Origin of the sequence: Candidatus Fukatsuia symbiotica (assembly GCF_003122425.1) — a bacterium.
Lineage (GTDB): Bacteria > Pseudomonadota > Gammaproteobacteria > Enterobacterales > Enterobacteriaceae > Fukatsuia > Fukatsuia symbiotica.
Genome location: NZ_CP021659.1, coordinates 1,028,340 through 1,045,561, shown reverse-complemented (window position 1 = coordinate 1,045,561; position 17,222 = coordinate 1,028,340). Strand labels below are relative to the sequence as shown.

15 protein-coding genes and 1 pseudogene are annotated in these 17,222 nt (G+C 43.6%); 9 read left to right on the top strand and 7 right to left on the bottom strand.

Annotated elements, in window-relative coordinates; translation table 11 throughout:
• Positions 1-49: 49 nt before the first annotated feature.
• From CCS41_RS05025 to thyA, 4 genes and pseudogenes are all read left to right on the top strand, one after another.
• Positions 50-2,814: pseudogene (locus tag CCS41_RS05025) on the top strand (two component system sensor kinase).
• Between the two features lie 40 nt (positions 2,815-2,854).
• A complete protein-coding gene (locus tag CCS41_RS05020; protein ID WP_072550214.1) occupies positions 2,855-3,592 on the top strand; it encodes a response regulator in 738 nt (245 codons plus the stop codon).
• A gap of 86 nt (positions 3,593-3,678) precedes the next feature.
• Positions 3,679-4,533 carry a prolipoprotein diacylglyceryl transferase gene (gene lgt / locus CCS41_RS05015; protein WP_072550213.1) on the top strand — a complete coding sequence of 285 codons (855 nt, stop codon included), beginning with the start codon at positions 3,679-3,681 and terminating at the stop codon, positions 4,531-4,533.
• A gap of 21 nt (positions 4,534-4,554) precedes the next feature.
• Positions 4,555-5,349 (top strand): thymidylate synthase, encoded by a 795-nt coding sequence (gene thyA, locus CCS41_RS05010; RefSeq protein WP_072550212.1) that lies wholly within the window; start codon positions 4,555-4,557, stop codon positions 5,347-5,349.
• 87 nt (positions 5,350-5,436) lie between these two features.
• Here thyA and CCS41_RS05005 read toward each other — a convergent pair whose 3' ends face one another.
• From CCS41_RS05005 to CCS41_RS04985, 5 genes are all read right to left on the bottom strand, one after another.
• Positions 5,437-6,117 carry a DUF1454 family protein gene (locus CCS41_RS05005; protein WP_072550211.1) on the bottom strand — a complete coding sequence of 227 codons (681 nt, stop codon included), beginning with the start codon at positions 6,115-6,117 and terminating at the stop codon, positions 5,437-5,439.
• A gap of 27 nt (positions 6,118-6,144) precedes the next feature.
• The gene (fpr, locus tag CCS41_RS05000; RefSeq protein WP_072550210.1) at positions 6,145-6,894 is read right to left on the bottom strand and encodes a ferredoxin--NADP(+) reductase; all 750 of its coding nucleotides are present in this window, start codon (positions 6,892-6,894) and stop codon (positions 6,145-6,147) included.
• Positions 6,895-6,969: 75 nt separating this feature from the next.
• On the bottom strand, positions 6,970-7,479 hold the full coding sequence (crr, locus tag CCS41_RS04995) for a PTS glucose transporter subunit IIA (RefSeq protein ID WP_072550209.1): 510 nt from the start codon (positions 7,477-7,479) through the stop codon (positions 6,970-6,972).
• A 50-nt stretch (positions 7,480-7,529) separates the two neighbouring features.
• Positions 7,530-9,254 carry a phosphoenolpyruvate-protein phosphotransferase PtsI gene (gene ptsI, locus CCS41_RS04990; protein ID WP_072550208.1) on the bottom strand — a complete coding sequence of 575 codons (1,725 nt, stop codon included), beginning with the start codon at positions 9,252-9,254 and terminating at the stop codon, positions 7,530-7,532.
• A 43-nt stretch (positions 9,255-9,297) separates the two neighbouring features.
• Positions 9,298-9,555 (bottom strand): HPr family phosphocarrier protein, encoded by a 258-nt coding sequence (locus tag CCS41_RS04985; protein WP_072550207.1) that lies wholly within the window; start codon positions 9,553-9,555, stop codon positions 9,298-9,300.
• Positions 9,556-10,092: 537 nt separating this feature from the next.
• Here CCS41_RS04985 and zipA point away from each other — a divergent pair.
• Both zipA and ligA read left to right on the top strand, forming a co-directional pair.
• Complete coding sequence (zipA, locus tag CCS41_RS04980) at positions 10,093-10,926, top strand: cell division protein ZipA (RefSeq protein WP_072550250.1); 834 nt, start codon at positions 10,093-10,095, stop codon at positions 10,924-10,926.
• Between the two features lie 2 nt (positions 10,927-10,928).
• Complete coding sequence (gene ligA / locus CCS41_RS04975) at positions 10,929-12,965, top strand: NAD-dependent DNA ligase LigA (RefSeq protein ID WP_072550206.1); 2,037 nt, start codon at positions 10,929-10,931, stop codon at positions 12,963-12,965.
• Positions 12,966-12,992: 27 nt separating this feature from the next.
• On the opposite strand, the gene ubiA is transcribed toward ligA, so the two are convergent.
• Both ubiA and ubiC read right to left on the bottom strand, forming a co-directional pair.
• Entirely contained in the window at positions 12,993-13,841 is an 849-nt protein-coding gene (gene ubiA / locus CCS41_RS04970) for a 4-hydroxybenzoate octaprenyltransferase (protein ID WP_072550205.1), read from the bottom strand.
• Positions 13,841-14,347 carry a chorismate lyase gene (gene ubiC, locus CCS41_RS04965; RefSeq protein ID WP_072550204.1) on the bottom strand — a complete coding sequence of 169 codons (507 nt, stop codon included), beginning with the start codon at positions 14,345-14,347 and terminating at the stop codon, positions 13,841-13,843. Before ubiC ends, ubiA begins: the two co-directional genes overlap by 1 nt.
• 442 nt (positions 14,348-14,789) lie before the next feature.
• On the opposite strand from ubiC, the gene aroQ reads away from it, so the two are divergent.
• The 3 genes from aroQ to accC all read left to right on the top strand — a co-directional run bounded on the left by aroQ (position 14,790) and on the right by accC (position 17,170).
• A complete protein-coding gene (gene aroQ / locus CCS41_RS04960) occupies positions 14,790-15,278 on the top strand; it encodes a type II 3-dehydroquinate dehydratase (RefSeq protein ID WP_072550203.1) in 489 nt (162 codons plus the stop codon).
• Positions 15,279-15,351: 73 nt separating this feature from the next.
• On the top strand, positions 15,352-15,810 hold the full coding sequence (gene accB / locus CCS41_RS04955) for an acetyl-CoA carboxylase biotin carboxyl carrier protein (RefSeq protein WP_072550202.1): 459 nt from the start codon (positions 15,352-15,354) through the stop codon (positions 15,808-15,810).
• A 10-nt stretch (positions 15,811-15,820) separates the two neighbouring features.
• On the top strand, positions 15,821-17,170 hold the full coding sequence (accC, locus tag CCS41_RS04950) for an acetyl-CoA carboxylase biotin carboxylase subunit (protein ID WP_072550201.1): 1,350 nt from the start codon (positions 15,821-15,823) through the stop codon (positions 17,168-17,170).
• Positions 17,171-17,222: the final 52 nt, after the last annotated feature.

Sequence of the window (17,222 nt, the reverse complement as noted above, 5' to 3'; positions counted from 1 at the left end):
CTCCATTACCTCCTATGGCGTACTGATAAAAAGAATTGGATGACTTTCTATGGGAAATACCTCATCACTGGTCACTAGGTTGACATTATTATTGGGCGCCACACTGGTAGCAATATGGTTAATATCGATTGCTACCAATGCTTTTTTTTCGTTTGAAAACACGCGTCATCGCCTGATTGAAGATTTAACACATGTTGCCATGCTACGCGCTGACTTAAGCAATCAGCAATTCGAAGGCGCAGAACGTGATGCTAATTTGCTTGTTCACCGTCGTGAACATTACCAGACACAGAAAGAGGCCCCCTACCACAATCTTCTAACAGTTATGACAGCTTTTATATCCCGTTGGTGAGAACAGGAAGCTGTACTTCACCAGAGAATAGCGATGACTGTTGGGTTATTCAGGCTTATGGTGCTGCCGATCAAACCTATTATCTTGATAGCTTCATTATGAATCGCGGCACGGGCATTGCCTTACTGCCTCCACAGAAAATCTCTAAAGACTATCTTGCTAAACGCCGTCGTGAACTGTTTCAGCTACCTGCTTTTCCAACCCATGGCAATGTCTTTTGGGGAACGCCAGTCTATACACCCAACAATGGATGGCATGTTTCTGTTGCTGTCTGTGGTAAAAACGGAATACTGGCTGGCTTTGCCTTAAAGCTCAACGGTATACTTTCTTATGGTCAATCGACAGAACAAAAAGATATTAATCTACTGCTGGACAGTAACGGTGACCTCCTCCCCATTTCTCAACAGGCTGCGCCTGCTGCACAACTCGATAAAATCCTCGAACAGTTGGGCAGAATAAAACTGCATGATGGATGGCAACAGAGCGAGGATTACCTGATATTTCGCACTCAGCTTAAGGGACCAGGATGGCAACAATTGGTGATCTACCCACGTCTCGGGTTTGCCTGGGAAGCCGCAAAACCAGCATTACATCAATTACCTTTCGCGCTGGCTATTTTAGTCTTACTCACACTGGCGCTGTTTTTCCTACTGCGCTACTACTTGGCTATCCCATTATCGAATTTTGTTAACATCATTGGTGCCACTGGCCCAGATGCGATGGATGCACGGCTACCCATAATCCGTGCTGATGAGTTGGGACACATCGCCCGAGCGTATAATCACCTGTTAGATACCCTCAACGAGCAATACGATACCCTAGAACTAAAAGTGAAGGAACGTACCTTGGAACTGGCGGAGGCAAAACAAGAGGCAGAACAGGCTAGTAGCCGTAAAAGCCTGCATCTGACAACCATCAGTCACGAGATCCGCACACCTCTCAACGGCTCGCTTGGTGCCATCGAATTATTACAAAACACGCCACTGAGTCCAGCCCAGTCAAGACTGGCAGATACCGCGCGATTATGTTCACTTTCCTTGTTGGGGATTATTAATGATTTACTCGATTTTTCACGTATAGAATCGGGTCAAATGATGTTGGCACTGGAGGAAACCGCCCTACTACCGTTGTTAGATCACGTCATGCTGGCTATTCAAAGTTCGGCAACGACTAAATCGTTAACCCTATATACACAGGTTGGTCAAGATGTTCCTCTGAAATTGCAATTAGATGCCCTACGTTTAAGACAAATTTTGATCAATTTATTAGGTAATGCGGTAAAATTTACTGAATCGGGTAACATCAGCCTTCATGTTAAACGTAAGAACGATAAACTGTGTTTTATTGTTGAAGATACTGGCTGTGGTATTGATGCCGCAAATCAGCAAAAAATATTCGAACCTTTTTTTCAAAGTGGTACTCATGGTCAGGGAACCGGGTTGGGGCTGGCGATAGCCAGTAATCTTGCCAAACTGATGCAGGGCACTTTGCAATTACAAAGCACGCCTGATTTGGGCACCCGTGTTTCATTACTACTGCCACTGAACGAAACACGTGCTTCCCTCGTTTTCAGCGGCAGTTTAGCGGCACCTGCGCTGTTGCATCCACAGCTAACAGCCTGGGGGATCACCTGTCTACTGGATGACGATAATGAACATCTCTCTGATGCAGAACTTGCCTATCTACCAGGGCGCCTCTATGCACGTGTCAAACGTCTCCTTTTTGAATACCAACCACAAACTCCAGCTGCACTACCAATACAACCCTGGCGGATGAAAATCCTGCTAGTGGATGACGCGGAAACCAACCGTGATATTACCGGAATGATGCTCACTCAATTAGGTCATCACGTCGAATTGGCTGAAAGCGGTGAGCGCGCTCTTGAATTAGGTCGTCAACAATATTTTGATTTGGTTCTGATGGATATCCGCATGCTCGGATTAGATGGATTAGAAACCACTGTTCGCTGGCGTGCTGATGAGAAAAATAAGGACAGAGCCTGTATGATCACCGCCCTCACCGCAAACGCCAGCCCGGCAGAAAAAGAGCGCGTGCAGCAAGCCGGGATGAATGACTATTTATCGAAACCTGTCACTATGGCACAATTGGCTGAGATGCTCGATTTAGCAGCACAGTTTCAGTTGCAGCGTGATATTGTGCTTTCACCCCAACTGTCAGCATCCAAGTCAATATTAGATCTGACTGATCAAAACTTTACCCTAAAAATACATCAGGCATTATTGACGTTAATACAGCAGGTTGCTCAATCAATCGATGATCCCGCCGCGCTATCACATTATCTCCACACATTAAAAGGTTGTGCAGGGCAAGCAGGATTAACCGAACTTTGGGACAGTACCAGCAAATTGGAAGCGCGCATCCACAATGGTGACACGGTAACGCCGGAAGATATAGAAAAGTTAGATCAGATAATCAGTTTGGTAACAGAGTCTAAACTATAATCTGGGCTCTTGGAAAACTCGAGGAAAAGGAAATGCATTTATGAATCTCACAGCTAAAGTCAAGGTAGTCATTGCTGATGACCATGAGCTTATTATTGATGCGATAAAAAACATCATCAACCTCCTGCCAAATTATCAAACCGTTGGTCAGGCAAAAAATGGGCTTGAGGTTTATGGTGTATGTCTTGAAACAGAACCGGACATGATCATCCTTGATTTAGGACTACCAGGGATGCATGGACAGGATGTGATCACGCAATTGCTACGCCGTTGGCCTTCGTTGCGCATTCTCGTATTCACAGCACGAACAGAAGAACACTGCGCGAGCACAATATTAAACAATGGTGCATTAGGTTATGTACTAAAAAACAGCCCACAGCGTACTTTGCTTACTGCAATGGATACCGTAAGGCTAGGTAAACGTTATATTGACCCCAAACTAAAAGAGGATGTGGTACAACAATTGATGGAACAATGTCCTGATAGCGATCCTTCATGGCTCGCCGCTCCAACAAGCACCGCACCAGCGACAACAGCTGCAGACAGAAAAATCATAACAAGAAATGCGCAACTTATTCCAAATAAAAAACTCACTACACGCGAGCGGCAAGTGCTTAAACTCATCACAGAGGGCGCTTGTAACCGTATCATCGCTGATCAGCTCTCTATCAGCCAAAAAACGGTAGAAACTCATCGTCTCAATATGATGAGAAAACTCGATGCACACAAAGTCGCTGACCTTGTCCGATGTGCATATCGAATAGGATTAATCTATTAGAAATCGTCATCCCTAGCCAACGGAGCCATGTCATCATGCAACTCCATTGATTTTATTGAGTAAAAACAGACATTTCGGGGTGATAGATGAGCAATAGCTATCTGGCGTTTCCTGACTTCGATCCGATCATTTTCTCCATCGGTCCGATTTCCCTTCACTGGTATGGTCTAATGTACCTGGCGGGCTTTATTTTTGCCATGTGGCTTGCTGTTCGCCGAGCAAATAAGCCAAATAGTGGTTGGAGCAAAGAAGAAGTCGAAAACCTACTGTATGCGGGTTTTTTGGGTGTTTTTGTCGGTGGTCGTGTTGGTTATGTATTGTTTTATAATTTCGAATATTTTCTAGATAATCCGCTTTATTTGTTTAAAGTGTGGGATGGTGGTATGTCATTCCATGGTGGGCTGATTGGGGTTATCTGTGTCATGATGTGGTTTGCCCGACACACCAAGCGCAATTTTTTGCAAGTATCGGACTTTGTCGCTCCCCTGATCCCTTTTGGCTTGGGCGCGGGTCGTTTAGGTAATTTTATTAACGGTGAACTCTGGGGTAGGGTAACAACCAACACCCCTTGGGCAATGTTATTCCCTGGTTCCCGTAACGCAGATATCGCCATCGCTTCCACCAATGCCGATTGGCAAAGCATATTCAACCAATACGGTCTTTTACCACGTCATCCATCACAACTCTATGAAATGATCCTTGAAGGCTTGGTACTATTTATCCTCCTGAATCTATTTATTAGAAAACCACGTCCAATGGGCAGTGTTTCCGGTTTTTTTCTAATAGGTTATGGATTTTTTCGTATTATTGTCGAATACTTTCGTCAACCAGATGCACAAATCGGTTTGTTCGATGGGCTGATCACCATGGGGCAAATTCTCTCTATGCCGATGGTGTTAGCGGGTATGATAATGATGATTTGGGCGTATCGCCGTATTTAGCCGTAACTTTCGTGAGGTAATATGCAACAGTATCTGGATCTGATGAACAAGGTGTTAACCAAAGGCGCTGAGAAGACTGACCGTACCGGTACGGGTACGTTATCAATCTTCGGGCATCAGATGCGTTTTAACCTACAGAATGGTTTTCCACTGGTAACGACTAAATGTTGCCATCTACGCTCCATCATACATGAGCTGTTATGGTTTCTTAAAGGTGAAACCAACATCAAGTCTTTAAAAGACAATAATGTTAACATCTGGAATGAATGGGCGGATGAAAAAGGTGATCTTGGGCCAGTATATGGCAAGCAATGGCGTGCCTGGTCCACTGCTGATGGACATCAAATTGATCAGCTTGCTAGAGTGATTGAACAATTGAAGTGTGATCCCGACTCGCGCCGTCTCATCGTTTCCGCGTGGAATGTCGGCGAATTGGAGCAGATGGCGTTAGCACCTTGTCATGCTTTTTTTCAGTTTTACGTAGTAAACAAGGTGCTTTCATGCCAATTGTACCAACGTTCATGTGATGTCTTCCTCGGTTTGCCGTTCAATATTGCCAGCTACGCATTACTGGTACACATGATAGCTCAGCAGTGTGGTCTCACTGTTGGGGATTTTGTTTGGACTGGAGGAGATGTTCACCTTTATAACAATCATCTGGAACAAGCAAGATTACAACTGAGCCGAAAGCCACACGCGTTACCTAAATTGGTAATAAAAAACAAAAAAGAATCGTTATTTGATTATTGCTTCGATGATTTTACCATCGAAGACTATCATCCTCATCCAGCGATTAAAGCCCCGATTGCCATCTAAGGATCTGTCCGAAACCTACTGCACCACTCACACAACGCGCAATACAGGATCTACCTGACACAATAGGCGCCGCAAGAAATCCCGTGATTAGCTGGTGCTGTCATGTTCAGACAGCACCAGCTTAACAGGTTCAACAGCAAAGGTTAGCCCCTTTTTATCATTATCCACTACCACATAACGAACGGCTCCCACCGAATAAGCATAAAAATGAACACCTTTTCCACGTTCCAATAAATTTACAATGTCGCTGATGCTCTGTTGTACAGAAAGCCTGGCCTGGAATTGACGCATTAATGCCGCCATGTAGCTGATCGCCACTGATTTTGCTTCCTTTCCTTTTTCACCGTTGATGGGCAAGTAAGTTATTTGTAACGTCTTGATTTTACTGCTACCGTTTTCTAATACAGTCGAGGCATAGAGATTTTCATTAATTTTGCTGGCCGCTCGTGTGAACGGGGTAAGGGATCCTTTTTCATGGACAGCTCGAAATTTATTGATTGGTAGTGTTGGATTTGTCTGGTTATAGTGTTTACGAAATTGTATGAGTGTTACACCAAAAGTCGGGGCACTAGCAAGCAAATAAGGTGCGGTAGAGGATTTGCTATGGATGCTAATACTGGTGGCGACGGTATTGGCTGCATTAGGATTGGCGATAGCAGCATTGACAGAATGGGCGAGAGCAGCATCGGCACTAACACTACTCGCTGTCACTACTAGCAGTAATAGGACTAGCACAGCCGCCCTCTTTTTCTTCGTCGCTGACACCATAGTGATACCTTGATTTTTATCAGATAATTACCAATATTGTTCGCTACTAATATGCCCTACTTTACTACTCCTCAGATATTTTTTCATCTGGCGGATATCTTGCAGCATTTGTTGTGTATCACGTACCATTTGCGGATTACCACATAACATGACATGACTGTCTTTGGCAGCGATTTTTAACCCCACAGCTTTTTCCAGAGCATCATTTTCAATCAGTGCGGGTATACGTCCATGCAATGAGCCGACGAATTTTTCTCTACTAACGAGGGCACAGGTACGCAATTTGCCGTTGTACTCCTCTTCAAGCCGTTGCATCAAAGGTAAATAGCTGAGATCACAGCCTAATCTGACAGAATGTACCAACACCAGATGCTTAAAGCGTTCCAGATCCTTTTTTTCCTGCAAAATCGACAAATAAGGGCCAATACCCGTACCCGTTGCCAGCATCCATAAGGTATCACACTGGGGGATTTCCTTTAAAACGAAAAAACCAGCGGCTTGTTTACTCACCATGAGCGCCGCTCCGGCCGATAACCGACACAGGTGAGGGCTAAGTTCGCCTTGGGGTACGTCAATCAGATAAAACTCGAGATTATCATCACTTGGAGCATTAACGTAAGAATAAGCACGTTGTATCCGTTTCTCATTAATCTTCAACGCCAATTTAGCGTATTGACCGGGGAGAAAAGGATCTACCGGCGCCGTGACTTTAATACTGTATAAACTACCCGCACAATGCACAACATTAATGACTTTGCCACTAACCCATTCAGCCATAACTTTTTACTGCTCCCTATCAGACTACATTTTTTATTCAATCTACTTCTGCATAATGTGATGTTTCTTCATTTTTTATTTTTTGATGCGAAGAATGGGTGTCTTGCCCACGATGACAGTGCCAGAGAGTTTAATCAGTCCTTTCATTTCATCCATGTTGGAAATAACCACTGGTGTTAAAATAGATTTCGCTTTTTTTGTCAGCAAGGCGAGATCGAACGTAATGACAACATCACCTTTTTTAACCCGTTGGCCTTCTTTAGCAATACGCGTGAAACCGTCGCCTTTGAGTTCAACCGTATCAATACCAAAGTGGACAAACATCTCAATACCATCATCAGATTCGATAGAAAATGCATGATTAGTCTCAAAAATTTTACCAATAACCCCATCAACCGGAGCGACCACTTCATTGCCAGTGGGGTTAATGGCAATCCCATCGCCTACGATTTTTTCAGCAAAAACAACGTCGGGTACATCTTCAATATTAACGATTTCTCCGGACAACGGTGCGACAATCTCAATGGTACTGTCGTCTTTCTTATCATCTGAAACCAGAGATTTTAGTCTATCAAACAACCCCATGATTTTCTCCTAGTTATTGATTTTGGGTTATATTCCATAAATTAACGGTATTAAGCTTTTTTTGCTACGACAAAGTCGTTGATCAATTTCATTACGTCCGACACCGTCGCTTGAGCAAGAGCTTCTTCTGCTAATGCTTTGACATCTGCAAAACGAGTATTACGAATGATTTGTTTGATACGCGGAATTGAAGGGGCACTCATGCTAAACTCATCCAGTCCCATGCCAAGAAGCAACAGTGTAGCGCATTTATCTCCTGCAAGTTCGCCACACATACCTGTCCATTTACCTGCGGCATGCGAAACATCGATAACCTGTTTGATTAAGCGCAAGACGGCTGGAGACATTGGCTTGTAGAGATCAGAAATCAGCTCGTTACCACGATCGACGGCCAAAGTATACTGAGTTAAATCGTTTGTCCCAATACTAAAAAAATCAACTTCTCTTATTAAGTGATCGGCAATAACCGCAGCTGCCGGTGTTTCCACCATAATGCCCACTTCGATATTTTCATCGAAAAGCTGACGTTCTTTTTGCAATTGCTCTTTCAGCTCGGCAAGCTCTGTTTGCAATTGACGCACTTCTTCAACCGAGATAATCATCGGAAACATAATACGCAGTTTACCGAAAGCCGATGCACGTAAAATCGCACGCAATTGAGTACGCAGGATCTCTCTGCGATCAAGACAAATACGGATGGCCCGGTAGCCTAAAAAGGGATTATCTTCTTTCGATAGCCTCATATAGGGCAAATTTTTATCACCACCGATATCCATAGTGCGAATGATCACTGGCTGTGAACCGAACGCTTCTGCAACAATTTTATATGCCATGAACTGTTCTTCTTCTGTTGGCAGATTATCACGATCCATAAACAGAAATTCGGTGCGATACAGGCCAATACCTTCTGCACCATGGCGCTCAGCCATCGGAATATCACGCGGGGTACCAATATTAGCTACCACTTCAACCTGATGCCCATCCAGCGTCATGGCAGGGAGATTTTTCCCTTGCGCTAAAGCATTTTTCTCCGAGAGATAGCCATTCCTCTGCTTTGTTAACAGAGCGATCACCTCAGTGGTTGGATTAATATAGATACAGTTTTTAATCGCATCGAGGATCAAATAATCATCATTTTTCACTTTTTTACTGATATCACCCGTGCCGACAATCGCGGGTAATTCTAAAGAGCGTGCCATAATTGATGTGTGGGAAGTACAACCGCCGACGTCGGTAACAAAACCGAGTACCTTGTTGAGATCAAGCTGTGCAGTTTCGGATGGCGTCAAATCTGTCGCTACTAGGATCACTTCTTCTGAAATAGTACCCAGATCGACAATGGCCAAACCAAGAATATTTCTTAGCAGGCGTTTGCCAAGATCAGCCGTATCGGCAGCACGTTCCCTGAGATATTCATTATCTAATTCCTGCTGCTCTTTTACTTGTTTTTGGAACACGGAGTCAACAGCAGCACCTGCCGTTATATGCTGTTCCTTAATCAAGATAATAATTTCCTGCTCAAGTTCTTCGTCTTCTAACAGCATGATATGGCCTGCGAAAATATCTGCTTTTTCTTCTCCCAAGCTTTCAACCGCTTTGCTTTTAATCACAGCCAGCTGCTCACAAGCTTTCGCCCGACCCGCCCTAAAAGCAGCGATTTCTTCTGCCACTTGTTCACTCGAGATCTTTTCTCGATCGAGAACAATTTCATCTTCTTGCAACAAAAGTGCTTTACCGAAAGCAATACCTGGTGATACTGAAATGCCTGACGTCATACCTTACCTTACTCATATACTGGTTTAAAAAAATGGCGCTCTCTTATTCAAGCTCACTCATTAGCTTTACTAGGTGTTCCACAGCCTCCTTTTCGTCTTTACCCTCAGCGGAGATAGTCATGACAGTTCCTTGATTCAGATCCAAAATTTGTAGTTTAAATAAGCTTTTCGCATTGGCAGTCTTATCGCCTGTAGTGATGGTAATCTCAGCAGAAAATTTTTTCGCTTCTTTGACAAATTGGGCAGCAGGGCGGGTGTGCAAACCATTGGGTGAGGTAATAGTAACTTTTTGCTTGAACATGATATTTTCTCAACTTATTGGATTGATATTATAAGGATCAAGTTTAATGTAAAGTGTAGAGTTAAACCTATTAAAATAATGGGGCAGTTAACTACTAAACCCCGAGGGCTAAATCAACCATAGTGCGGTAAAAACCTTTATCTAGTCTATACAAGAACTATTTAGATCAATGTTTTTTAAGTTTTTAGTGTAATAGTGCCGCTTTTTATCGTTCAACCGTTCTTGATGACATCCATGATGTTCACCATGCCTCTTAATTCTCTACAATATCGAAACTTAGGCTATCATATCGGTAAGCTTTTTCATTAGCTAGCCATAAGTTATGTGAGTAATACGTCAAACAACGGGTATAATTTTTTTGTTAGTAGAAAATTGAGCACAGATTTGTACTGGTGTACATTAGACTTGTTGTTTAGCGGCTCGATTATGTAACAGAGTAACAAAACCTGTAGTGGATCTGTTGGCAACAAGAGTTAAAGGATGGATGTACGCCCTGGCGGCAATCTATGGAAACCCCAAAAAATTGTAGAGATTCTAATGATGCAAGATTTGCGTCTGATATTAATCGTTGTTGGCTCGAGCGCCATAATCGCCTTGTTGTTGCACGGCTTGTGGATCAACCGTAAAGAACGTTCTTCATTTTTTCGCGATCGCCCGGGTAAACGTCCACGACAGGAAGATAAAGAAATCCTGTTTGACGAAGGTGTAGGAGAAGTGCGTGTGGTTGCGCCCTCTTCTCGTCAAGCGGATCCTGTCTCATTGGCCACAGCTTCGGCAACTTTACAACGGATCGAGGACAATCTTGCATCCATGCCAACAGCATCGACGAATGAAAATAACCCAATTACACCACCGATACCACAAACTGTAACAACACCGTCAGCACCGGCTAGAGAAACCAAACAGGAAACAAAAGCCGAGCAAAAAACAGAAACGGAGCAAGAAATATTGAAAGAAACCGTACTGGTACTCAATGTTGCAGCTCATCCGGGTGGTTTAATTGCAGGGGAGCCACTATTGCAAAGTATTCTTCAAGCGGGCTTCCGCTTTGGCAAGATGAATATCTTTCATCACCACTTCAATTCAGCGGGCAATGGTGCGATATTATTTAGTCTGGCAAACATGGTTAAACCAGGATCTTTTGATCTTGGAGCTATGACCAATTTTACCACGCCCGGTATCTCGCTCTTTATGGTAGTGCCCTCTTATGGCGACGCCCATCAAAACTTTAAGCTCATGTTGCAATCAGCTCAGCGTATTGCTGATGATGTTGGCGGCGTAGTGCAAGATGATGAACACCGTATGATGACACCGCAGAAACTGGAAACCTATAAGGCGCGTGTCCGTCAAGTGTTGGATGAAATTGGCTAACTATGAAACCGATAATTCAACAAATCAATCAACTACGAACTGTACTGCGCCGTCATGAACATCAGTATCATGCTTTGGATACCCCAGAAATACCGGATGCAGAATATGATCGTTTGATGAATGAACTGTGTCAATTAGAAACCGAATACCCTGAATTTATCAGCGCGGATTCACCGACTCAGCGAGTTGGTGCAACGCCGCTGAGTACGTTCGAACAGGTGACACATGTGGTTCCGATGTTATCACTGGATAACATCTTTAATGAAGAAAGTTATTTAACCTTTAATAAACAGTTACATGAAAATTTAAACAGTAAATACTTCAATATTAGTGAGCAACTGGCTTTCTGCTGTGAACTTAAAATAGACGGTGTGGCGATCAGTTTGTTGTATGAAAATGGTGAATTGGTGCAGGCAGCAACCAGGGGCGATGGTAACATTGGAGAAAATGTTACGCGTAATGTAAAAACCATTCGCAGTATACCGTTACGTCTACATGGTGATGATATTCCACAGAAAATCGAGATCCGTGGTGAAATTTTTATGCCGCAACGCGATTTTATACGCTTCAATGAAGAAGCAAGGCGCAAAGGGGATAAGGTTTTCGCTAATCCACGTAATTTGGCAGCAGGTTCTTTACGTCAACTTGATCCTCGTATCACGGCTAAGCGACCATTGGCATTTTTTTGCCACAGTGTGGGATTATTGAACGGGGGATTGTTGCCACAGAGCCATATGCAGTGCCTACTACGATTTAAAAACTGGGGTTTACCGGTTAATGATCACACCAAACTTTGTATTAGCAGCGATCAAGTTATCGCTTTTTACCGTCAGATTGAACAACAACGGGATAGCTTAGGTTTTGATATTGATGGCCTAGTGATCAAAGTTGATGATCTGTCATTACAAAAACAATTAGGTTTTGGCACCCGAGCACCCCGTTGGGCAACAGCGTTTAAATTTCCGGCTCAAGAGAAAATGACGCAAGTGCATGACGTGGAATTTCAAATCGGGCGAACGGGGGCTATCACTCCAGTCGCTCGGTTAGAGCCTGTTCAGATAGCGGGCGTGGTGGTGAGTAATGCGAGCTTACATAATGCCGATGAGATAAAACGCTTAGGTTTACGTATCGGTGATACCGTGATAGTGCGGCGTGCGGGTGATGTTATTCCACAGATTGTTAGCGTGATAATCGATGCACGACCGACAGATACACGAGAAATCATTTTTCCTTTGCGTTGCCCAATTTGTGGTTCAGATATTGAGCGAATTGAAGGTAAAGCCATCGCGCGTTGTAGTGGTGCACTGTCTTGTGCTGCACAACGTAAAAAGGCGATAAAACATTTTGTTTCTCGCCGAGCATTAGATATAGAAGGTATAGGTGAAGAATTAATCGAACAATTGGTAGAAAAAGAGTATGTGCAACATCCCGCTGACTTATTCCATTTAACCGTCGAAAAATTAATCGGACTGGATAGGATGGGTGCTAAATCGGCGCAAAATCTGATTTCCGCATTAGACAAAACGAAGCAAACAACGTTTGCCCGTTTTCTTTATGCGCTGGGTATCCGTGGTGTGGGCGAAGCGATGGCAGTAAATCTGGCCACACATTTCCGCAATCTGGAAAATTTACAAGCCGCTGATGTTGAGGTGTTAAAAAAAGTACACAATATGGGCACGGTGAATGCTGCACACATCATCCATTTTTTAGCGCAAAAACATAATCAACAGGTTATTGCCGCACTTGAAACCATTCTCTGTTGGCCGGAAGCCTCGGAACCGATGGAAAATACTGCCGCCAAAATTGATAGTCCATTCGCAGGTAAAACCGTAGTATTAACCGGTCGTTTAACTATGTTAACCCGTAGTGATGCCAAAGATCGCCTACGCGCCTTAGGCGCGGAAGTCAAGAGTTGTATTTCGAGTAAAACCGATTTAGTCATTGCGGGTTTAGCTGCTGGCGAGAAACTGCAAGAAGCGCAGAGACTGAATATCAAAATTATCAACGAAACTGAAATGATGAGTCTATTCGACGATTGATCTTTCTGCCCCCCCTCTGGGCGGGCGTCAGTAACTGAAGAAAATACCAAGAAACAGGCTTAACCCCACATAATTATTGTTCAAAAAAGCGCGCAAATAGAGATCAGACTCAGATTTCCACATGATTTTTTGCTGATAAATAAAGAGTAAAGCGGCAACTAAAATCGCACCATAATAGAGATTGCCAAACTGCATTACATAGCCCAGTGTCATCATCAGTAGCAACGTTATCAGTTGCAATAACCCAATGATTAATTGGCTATATCGACCAAATAGGATCGCTGTGGATTTCACATTAATTTTTAGATCGTCGTCACGATCGACCATGGCATATTGAGTATCGTAAGCCACAGTCCAACACACATTCACCAGCAATAACAACCAACAAACCCAGGGTAGACTACTGTTAACCGCGGCGAATGCCATCGGAATCGACCAGCTAAACGCCATCCCCAATACCAGTTGTGGTAATTGGGTGATACGTTTCATAAACGGATAAATCCAGGCTAATACCAAAGCAACCAATGATAAGCCGATAGTCATCAGGTTTAGCGTTAATACCAAAGTAAAAGCCAGTAGCAGCAATAGAACGAATAAAATTTTGCTCTCTTTTTCGCTGACAGCACCACTGACTAAAGGCCGCACCGCAGTGCGTTTTACATGACCATCAATATAGCGATCAACATAGTCGTTGATCACGCAGCCAGCACTGCGCATAAGGAAAACACCCAATACAAACACGAGCAATATTTTTATCTCAGGCACGCCTTTTTGTGCTAACCATAACGCTGACAAAGTTGGCCACAGTAAGAGTAATGACCCAATGGGTTTATCGAGTCGTATTAAACGACAATACGCTTTCCATTTGTGTAGCATTATATTTGATACATTGGTGATGCCGATAAAAAAACTTCCGTCAGTAATAACGGCTTACCGGATAAACGTAATAATGAGCGCCTCGCCCATAGATCATCCTGTCGCCCAATTTGGATGTAATCACGGGTTAACTTATTATCTCTAAATAGATAGCGTCCAAGCGGAGTGCTACCCAAATCCAATAACTTTTCATGAACGCCTGAGAAGGTTTCCTCTGGGATCACAGTACGCCCCTGTAACCAGGGCATGCCATCTCCATACATAATCACTTCCCGCAACCAATAGCGTTGACTCTCTGGCAACAGTGCCTGCTCATTACCCAAGTCTTGCCGCGTAATAAAACGCTGTTGCTGTGGCTCGACAGTAACACTCCGGCAATAGCGTTCAAAACGTTCCGTCATCGAACCTTGTTCGTGCAACCAATCAGTAATATTTGTAGCCAGTTTTTGTGGCTCCATCGTCCACCATTGGACAGGCTTTAGAATTGATACCCCGCCATCGATCATTTAAATTACTCCCTGCAATGAGTAAAAGAAGAAACATTGTAGCTCAGAATAGAGTACTTTCGAAACCAGTGCTTATCGTGCTCAGTGCGTCTCGATTTTGGAATATTGGCAAAGTTTTATACCCAATGAATTTCGAGTTACGGCAAGGCGGCAATCAATCGAATCCCAGGAGTGTACAGGTAGTACATGACTGGGATGAGTGCGAACAGCCAACACCCCCGTAACTTGAAAGACGAAGGGTATACAAGCACCATATGAAATATCTTCGCTGATAAATGCAGTCTTTTGCTGCTAATTGCTACGATATCATTATAATGCTCGACCTTAACACCGATTGTTATAGCAATCTCATGGTAAAGGGGTGACAAATCGGCCATATCGGGTTATTTTGAAGACAATCAAAAAATTGCTGAGAATGACAGAATGATAATTAGGATAGAGAATGTCAGATAATTTTCATATTTTGCTGCTGAACGGGCCTAATTTGAATTTACTCGGATCCCGTGAAACGGAAAAATACGGTGCTACTACTTTAGAAGAGGTAGTTGATCGATTAAAGGAACAGGCACGATGCCTGAAAGTACAGCTATCTCATTTGCAAGCGAACGCAGAGCCAGCGTTAATCGATAAAATTCATCAAGCACGGGGTAACACCGATTTTATTTTGCTTAATTTTGCTGCGTTCACCCACACCAGTATCGCGCTGCGTGATGCATTGTTGGCGGTAAAAATTCCTTTTATTGAAATCCACCTGTCTAACCTGTATGCCCGTGAAACTTTCCGTCATCATTCCTATTTTTCCGATATTGCGCTTGGCGTAATCTGTGGGCTAGGGGTAGACGGCTACCATTTTGCTTTACAAGCGGCAGTCAATAGACTTCGTGCAAACCGTAGTTCGTTATGTGAACTCAAGACACCTGACACACAGTAGGGTTTGCAAGAAGTCTAATCATTTATCAGCATCTCATTAAATTACAACATGTAAAGAGTACGGAATCATACTTATGGATATTCGTAAAATTAAAAAGCTTATCGAACTGGTTCAAGAATCTGGCATTGCAGAATTGGAAATTTCAGAAGGTGAAGGGTCAGTACGCATCAATCGAACGCCAGCAACACCCTATTACCCCATGATGCAACAACCCCCTTCTACACCCGCACAACAGCCTATGTCTGTAACCCCAACAGGACCCACAGCAATTGAACCCTCTGCATCGGTTGCGACTAGTGGTCACATTGTGTGCTCACCCATGGTCGGTATCGGCTACCTCTCTCCAAGACCAGGAGAGGAAGCGTTCGTTAAAGTGGGACAACAAGTGACTGTCGGTCAGACTCTGTGCATTGTTGAAGCAATGAAAATGATGAACCAAATTGAATCAGATAAAGCCGGTACAGTAAAAGCTATTTTAGTAAAAAATGAACAACCGATTGAATATAACCAACCTCTTATCATCATCGAATAAAGAGGCATCTATGCTGAAGAAAATTGTTATTGCCAACCGAGGTGAAATTGCGTTACGTATCTTACGAGCCTGTCAAGAACTCGGAATCCACACGGTGGCGGTTCATTCCACTGCCGATCGTGATCTAAAACATGTATTACTGGCAGATGAAAGCGTGTGTATTGGTCCTGCGCTTTCAACACAAAGTTATTTGAACATTCCAGCGATCATTTCAGCCGCTGAGATCACCAATGCGGACGCCATTCATCCCGGCTATGGCTTCCTGTCTGAAAATGCAGATTTTGCTGAACGGGTAGAACGTTCAGGATTTGTTTTTATCGGTCCCGAGCCAGAAGCTATTCGTATGATGGGAGATAAAGTGTCGGCAATCACTGCCATGAAAAAAGCCGGTGTCCCCTGTGTGCCTGGTTCTGATGGTTCATTGCAGGATGATACAGAACAAAATAAAAAGATTGCAAAACAAATTGGCTATCCCATTATTATTAAAGCATCTGGTGGGGGCGGCGGCCGTGGAATGCGTGTGGTGCGTAGCGAGGCCAACCTGGAACAGTCCATCACCCTGACCCGTACGGAGGCCAAAGCCGCTTTCAATAACGATAGTGTTTATATGGAGAAATATCTTGAAAATCCACGCCATATCGAAATTCAGATCCTAGCTGATGGCCAGGGTAACGCTATTTATTTGGCTGAACGTGATTGTTCGATGCAACGCCGTCATCAAAAAGTGCTCGAAGAAGCGCCAGCTCCTGGTATTCTCAGCAGTGTGCGGCATCGTATTGGTAAACGCTGTGCAAAAGCTTGTATTGACATCGGCTATCGTGGTGCCGGTACTTTTGAATTCCTCTATGAAAACGAGGAGTTTTATTTTATTGAAATGAATACTCGGATCCAGGTTGAACATCCAGTCACCGAAATGATAACCGGTGTGGATATGATTAAAGAACAGCTACGTATTGCTGCCGGTCAAATACTTAGCATGAAACAAGACGACGTAAAAATCTCTGGTCATTCCATTGAATGTCGTATTAACGCTGAAGATTCGAACACTTTTCTACCCAGCCCCGGTAAAATCACGCGTTTCCATGCACCAGGCGGATTAGGCATACGTTGGGATTCACATATTTACGCAGGTTATACTGTGCCACCTTATTACGATTCGATGATTGGCAAACTTATTACTTATGGTGAAAATCGTGACGTCGCTATCTCTCGCATGAGGAATGCACTAGGCGAGTTAATCATTGATGGCATCAAAACCAACATTGAGTTGCAAAAGCGGATTATTGATGATCCCTCTTTTCAACAGGGAAGCACCAATATCCACTATTTGGAGAAAAAACTCGGATTACAGGAAACCTGATTTCGAACAAGTTCTAAGGAGCTGTCCGCTCCTTAGACTCTTTCCATCAACA

Excerpts from the sequence above, each read along its gene's own strand:
- accC (WP_072550201.1), top strand. The coding sequence starts at position 15,821 with ATGCTGAAGAAAATTGTTATTGCCAACCGAGGTGAAATTGCGTTACGT.
- ubiC (WP_072550204.1), bottom strand. The coding sequence starts at position 14,347 with ATGATCGATGGCGGGGTATCAATTCTAAAGCCTGTCCAATGGTGGACG.
- ptsI (WP_072550208.1), bottom strand. The coding sequence starts at position 9,254 with ATGACGTCAGGCATTTCAGTATCACCAGGTATTGCTTTCGGTAAAGCA.
- ligA (WP_072550206.1), top strand. The coding sequence starts at position 10,929 with ATGAAACCGATAATTCAACAAATCAATCAACTACGAACTGTACTGCGC.
- thyA (WP_072550212.1), top strand. The coding sequence starts at position 4,555 with ATGCAACAGTATCTGGATCTGATGAACAAGGTGTTAACCAAAGGCGCT.
- CCS41_RS05020 (WP_072550214.1), top strand. The coding sequence starts at position 2,855 with ATGAATCTCACAGCTAAAGTCAAGGTAGTCATTGCTGATGACCATGAG.
- crr (WP_072550209.1), bottom strand. The coding sequence starts at position 7,479 with ATGGGGTTGTTTGATAGACTAAAATCTCTGGTTTCAGATGATAAGAAA.
- accB (WP_072550202.1), top strand. The coding sequence starts at position 15,352 with ATGGATATTCGTAAAATTAAAAAGCTTATCGAACTGGTTCAAGAATCT.
- fpr (WP_072550210.1), bottom strand. The coding sequence starts at position 6,894 with ATGGCTGAATGGGTTAGTGGCAAAGTCATTAATGTTGTGCATTGTGCG.
- lgt (WP_072550213.1), top strand. The coding sequence starts at position 3,679 with ATGAGCAATAGCTATCTGGCGTTTCCTGACTTCGATCCGATCATTTTC.
- aroQ (WP_072550203.1), top strand. The coding sequence starts at position 14,790 with ATGTCAGATAATTTTCATATTTTGCTGCTGAACGGGCCTAATTTGAAT.
- CCS41_RS04985 (WP_072550207.1), bottom strand. The coding sequence starts at position 9,555 with ATGTTCAAGCAAAAAGTTACTATTACCTCACCCAATGGTTTGCACACC.
- zipA (WP_072550250.1), top strand. The coding sequence starts at position 10,093 with ATGATGCAAGATTTGCGTCTGATATTAATCGTTGTTGGCTCGAGCGCC.
- ubiA (WP_072550205.1), bottom strand. The coding sequence starts at position 13,841 with ATGCTACACAAATGGAAAGCGTATTGTCGTTTAATACGACTCGATAAA.
- CCS41_RS05005 (WP_072550211.1), bottom strand. The coding sequence starts at position 6,117 with ATGGTGTCAGCGACGAAGAAAAAGAGGGCGGCTGTGCTAGTCCTATTA.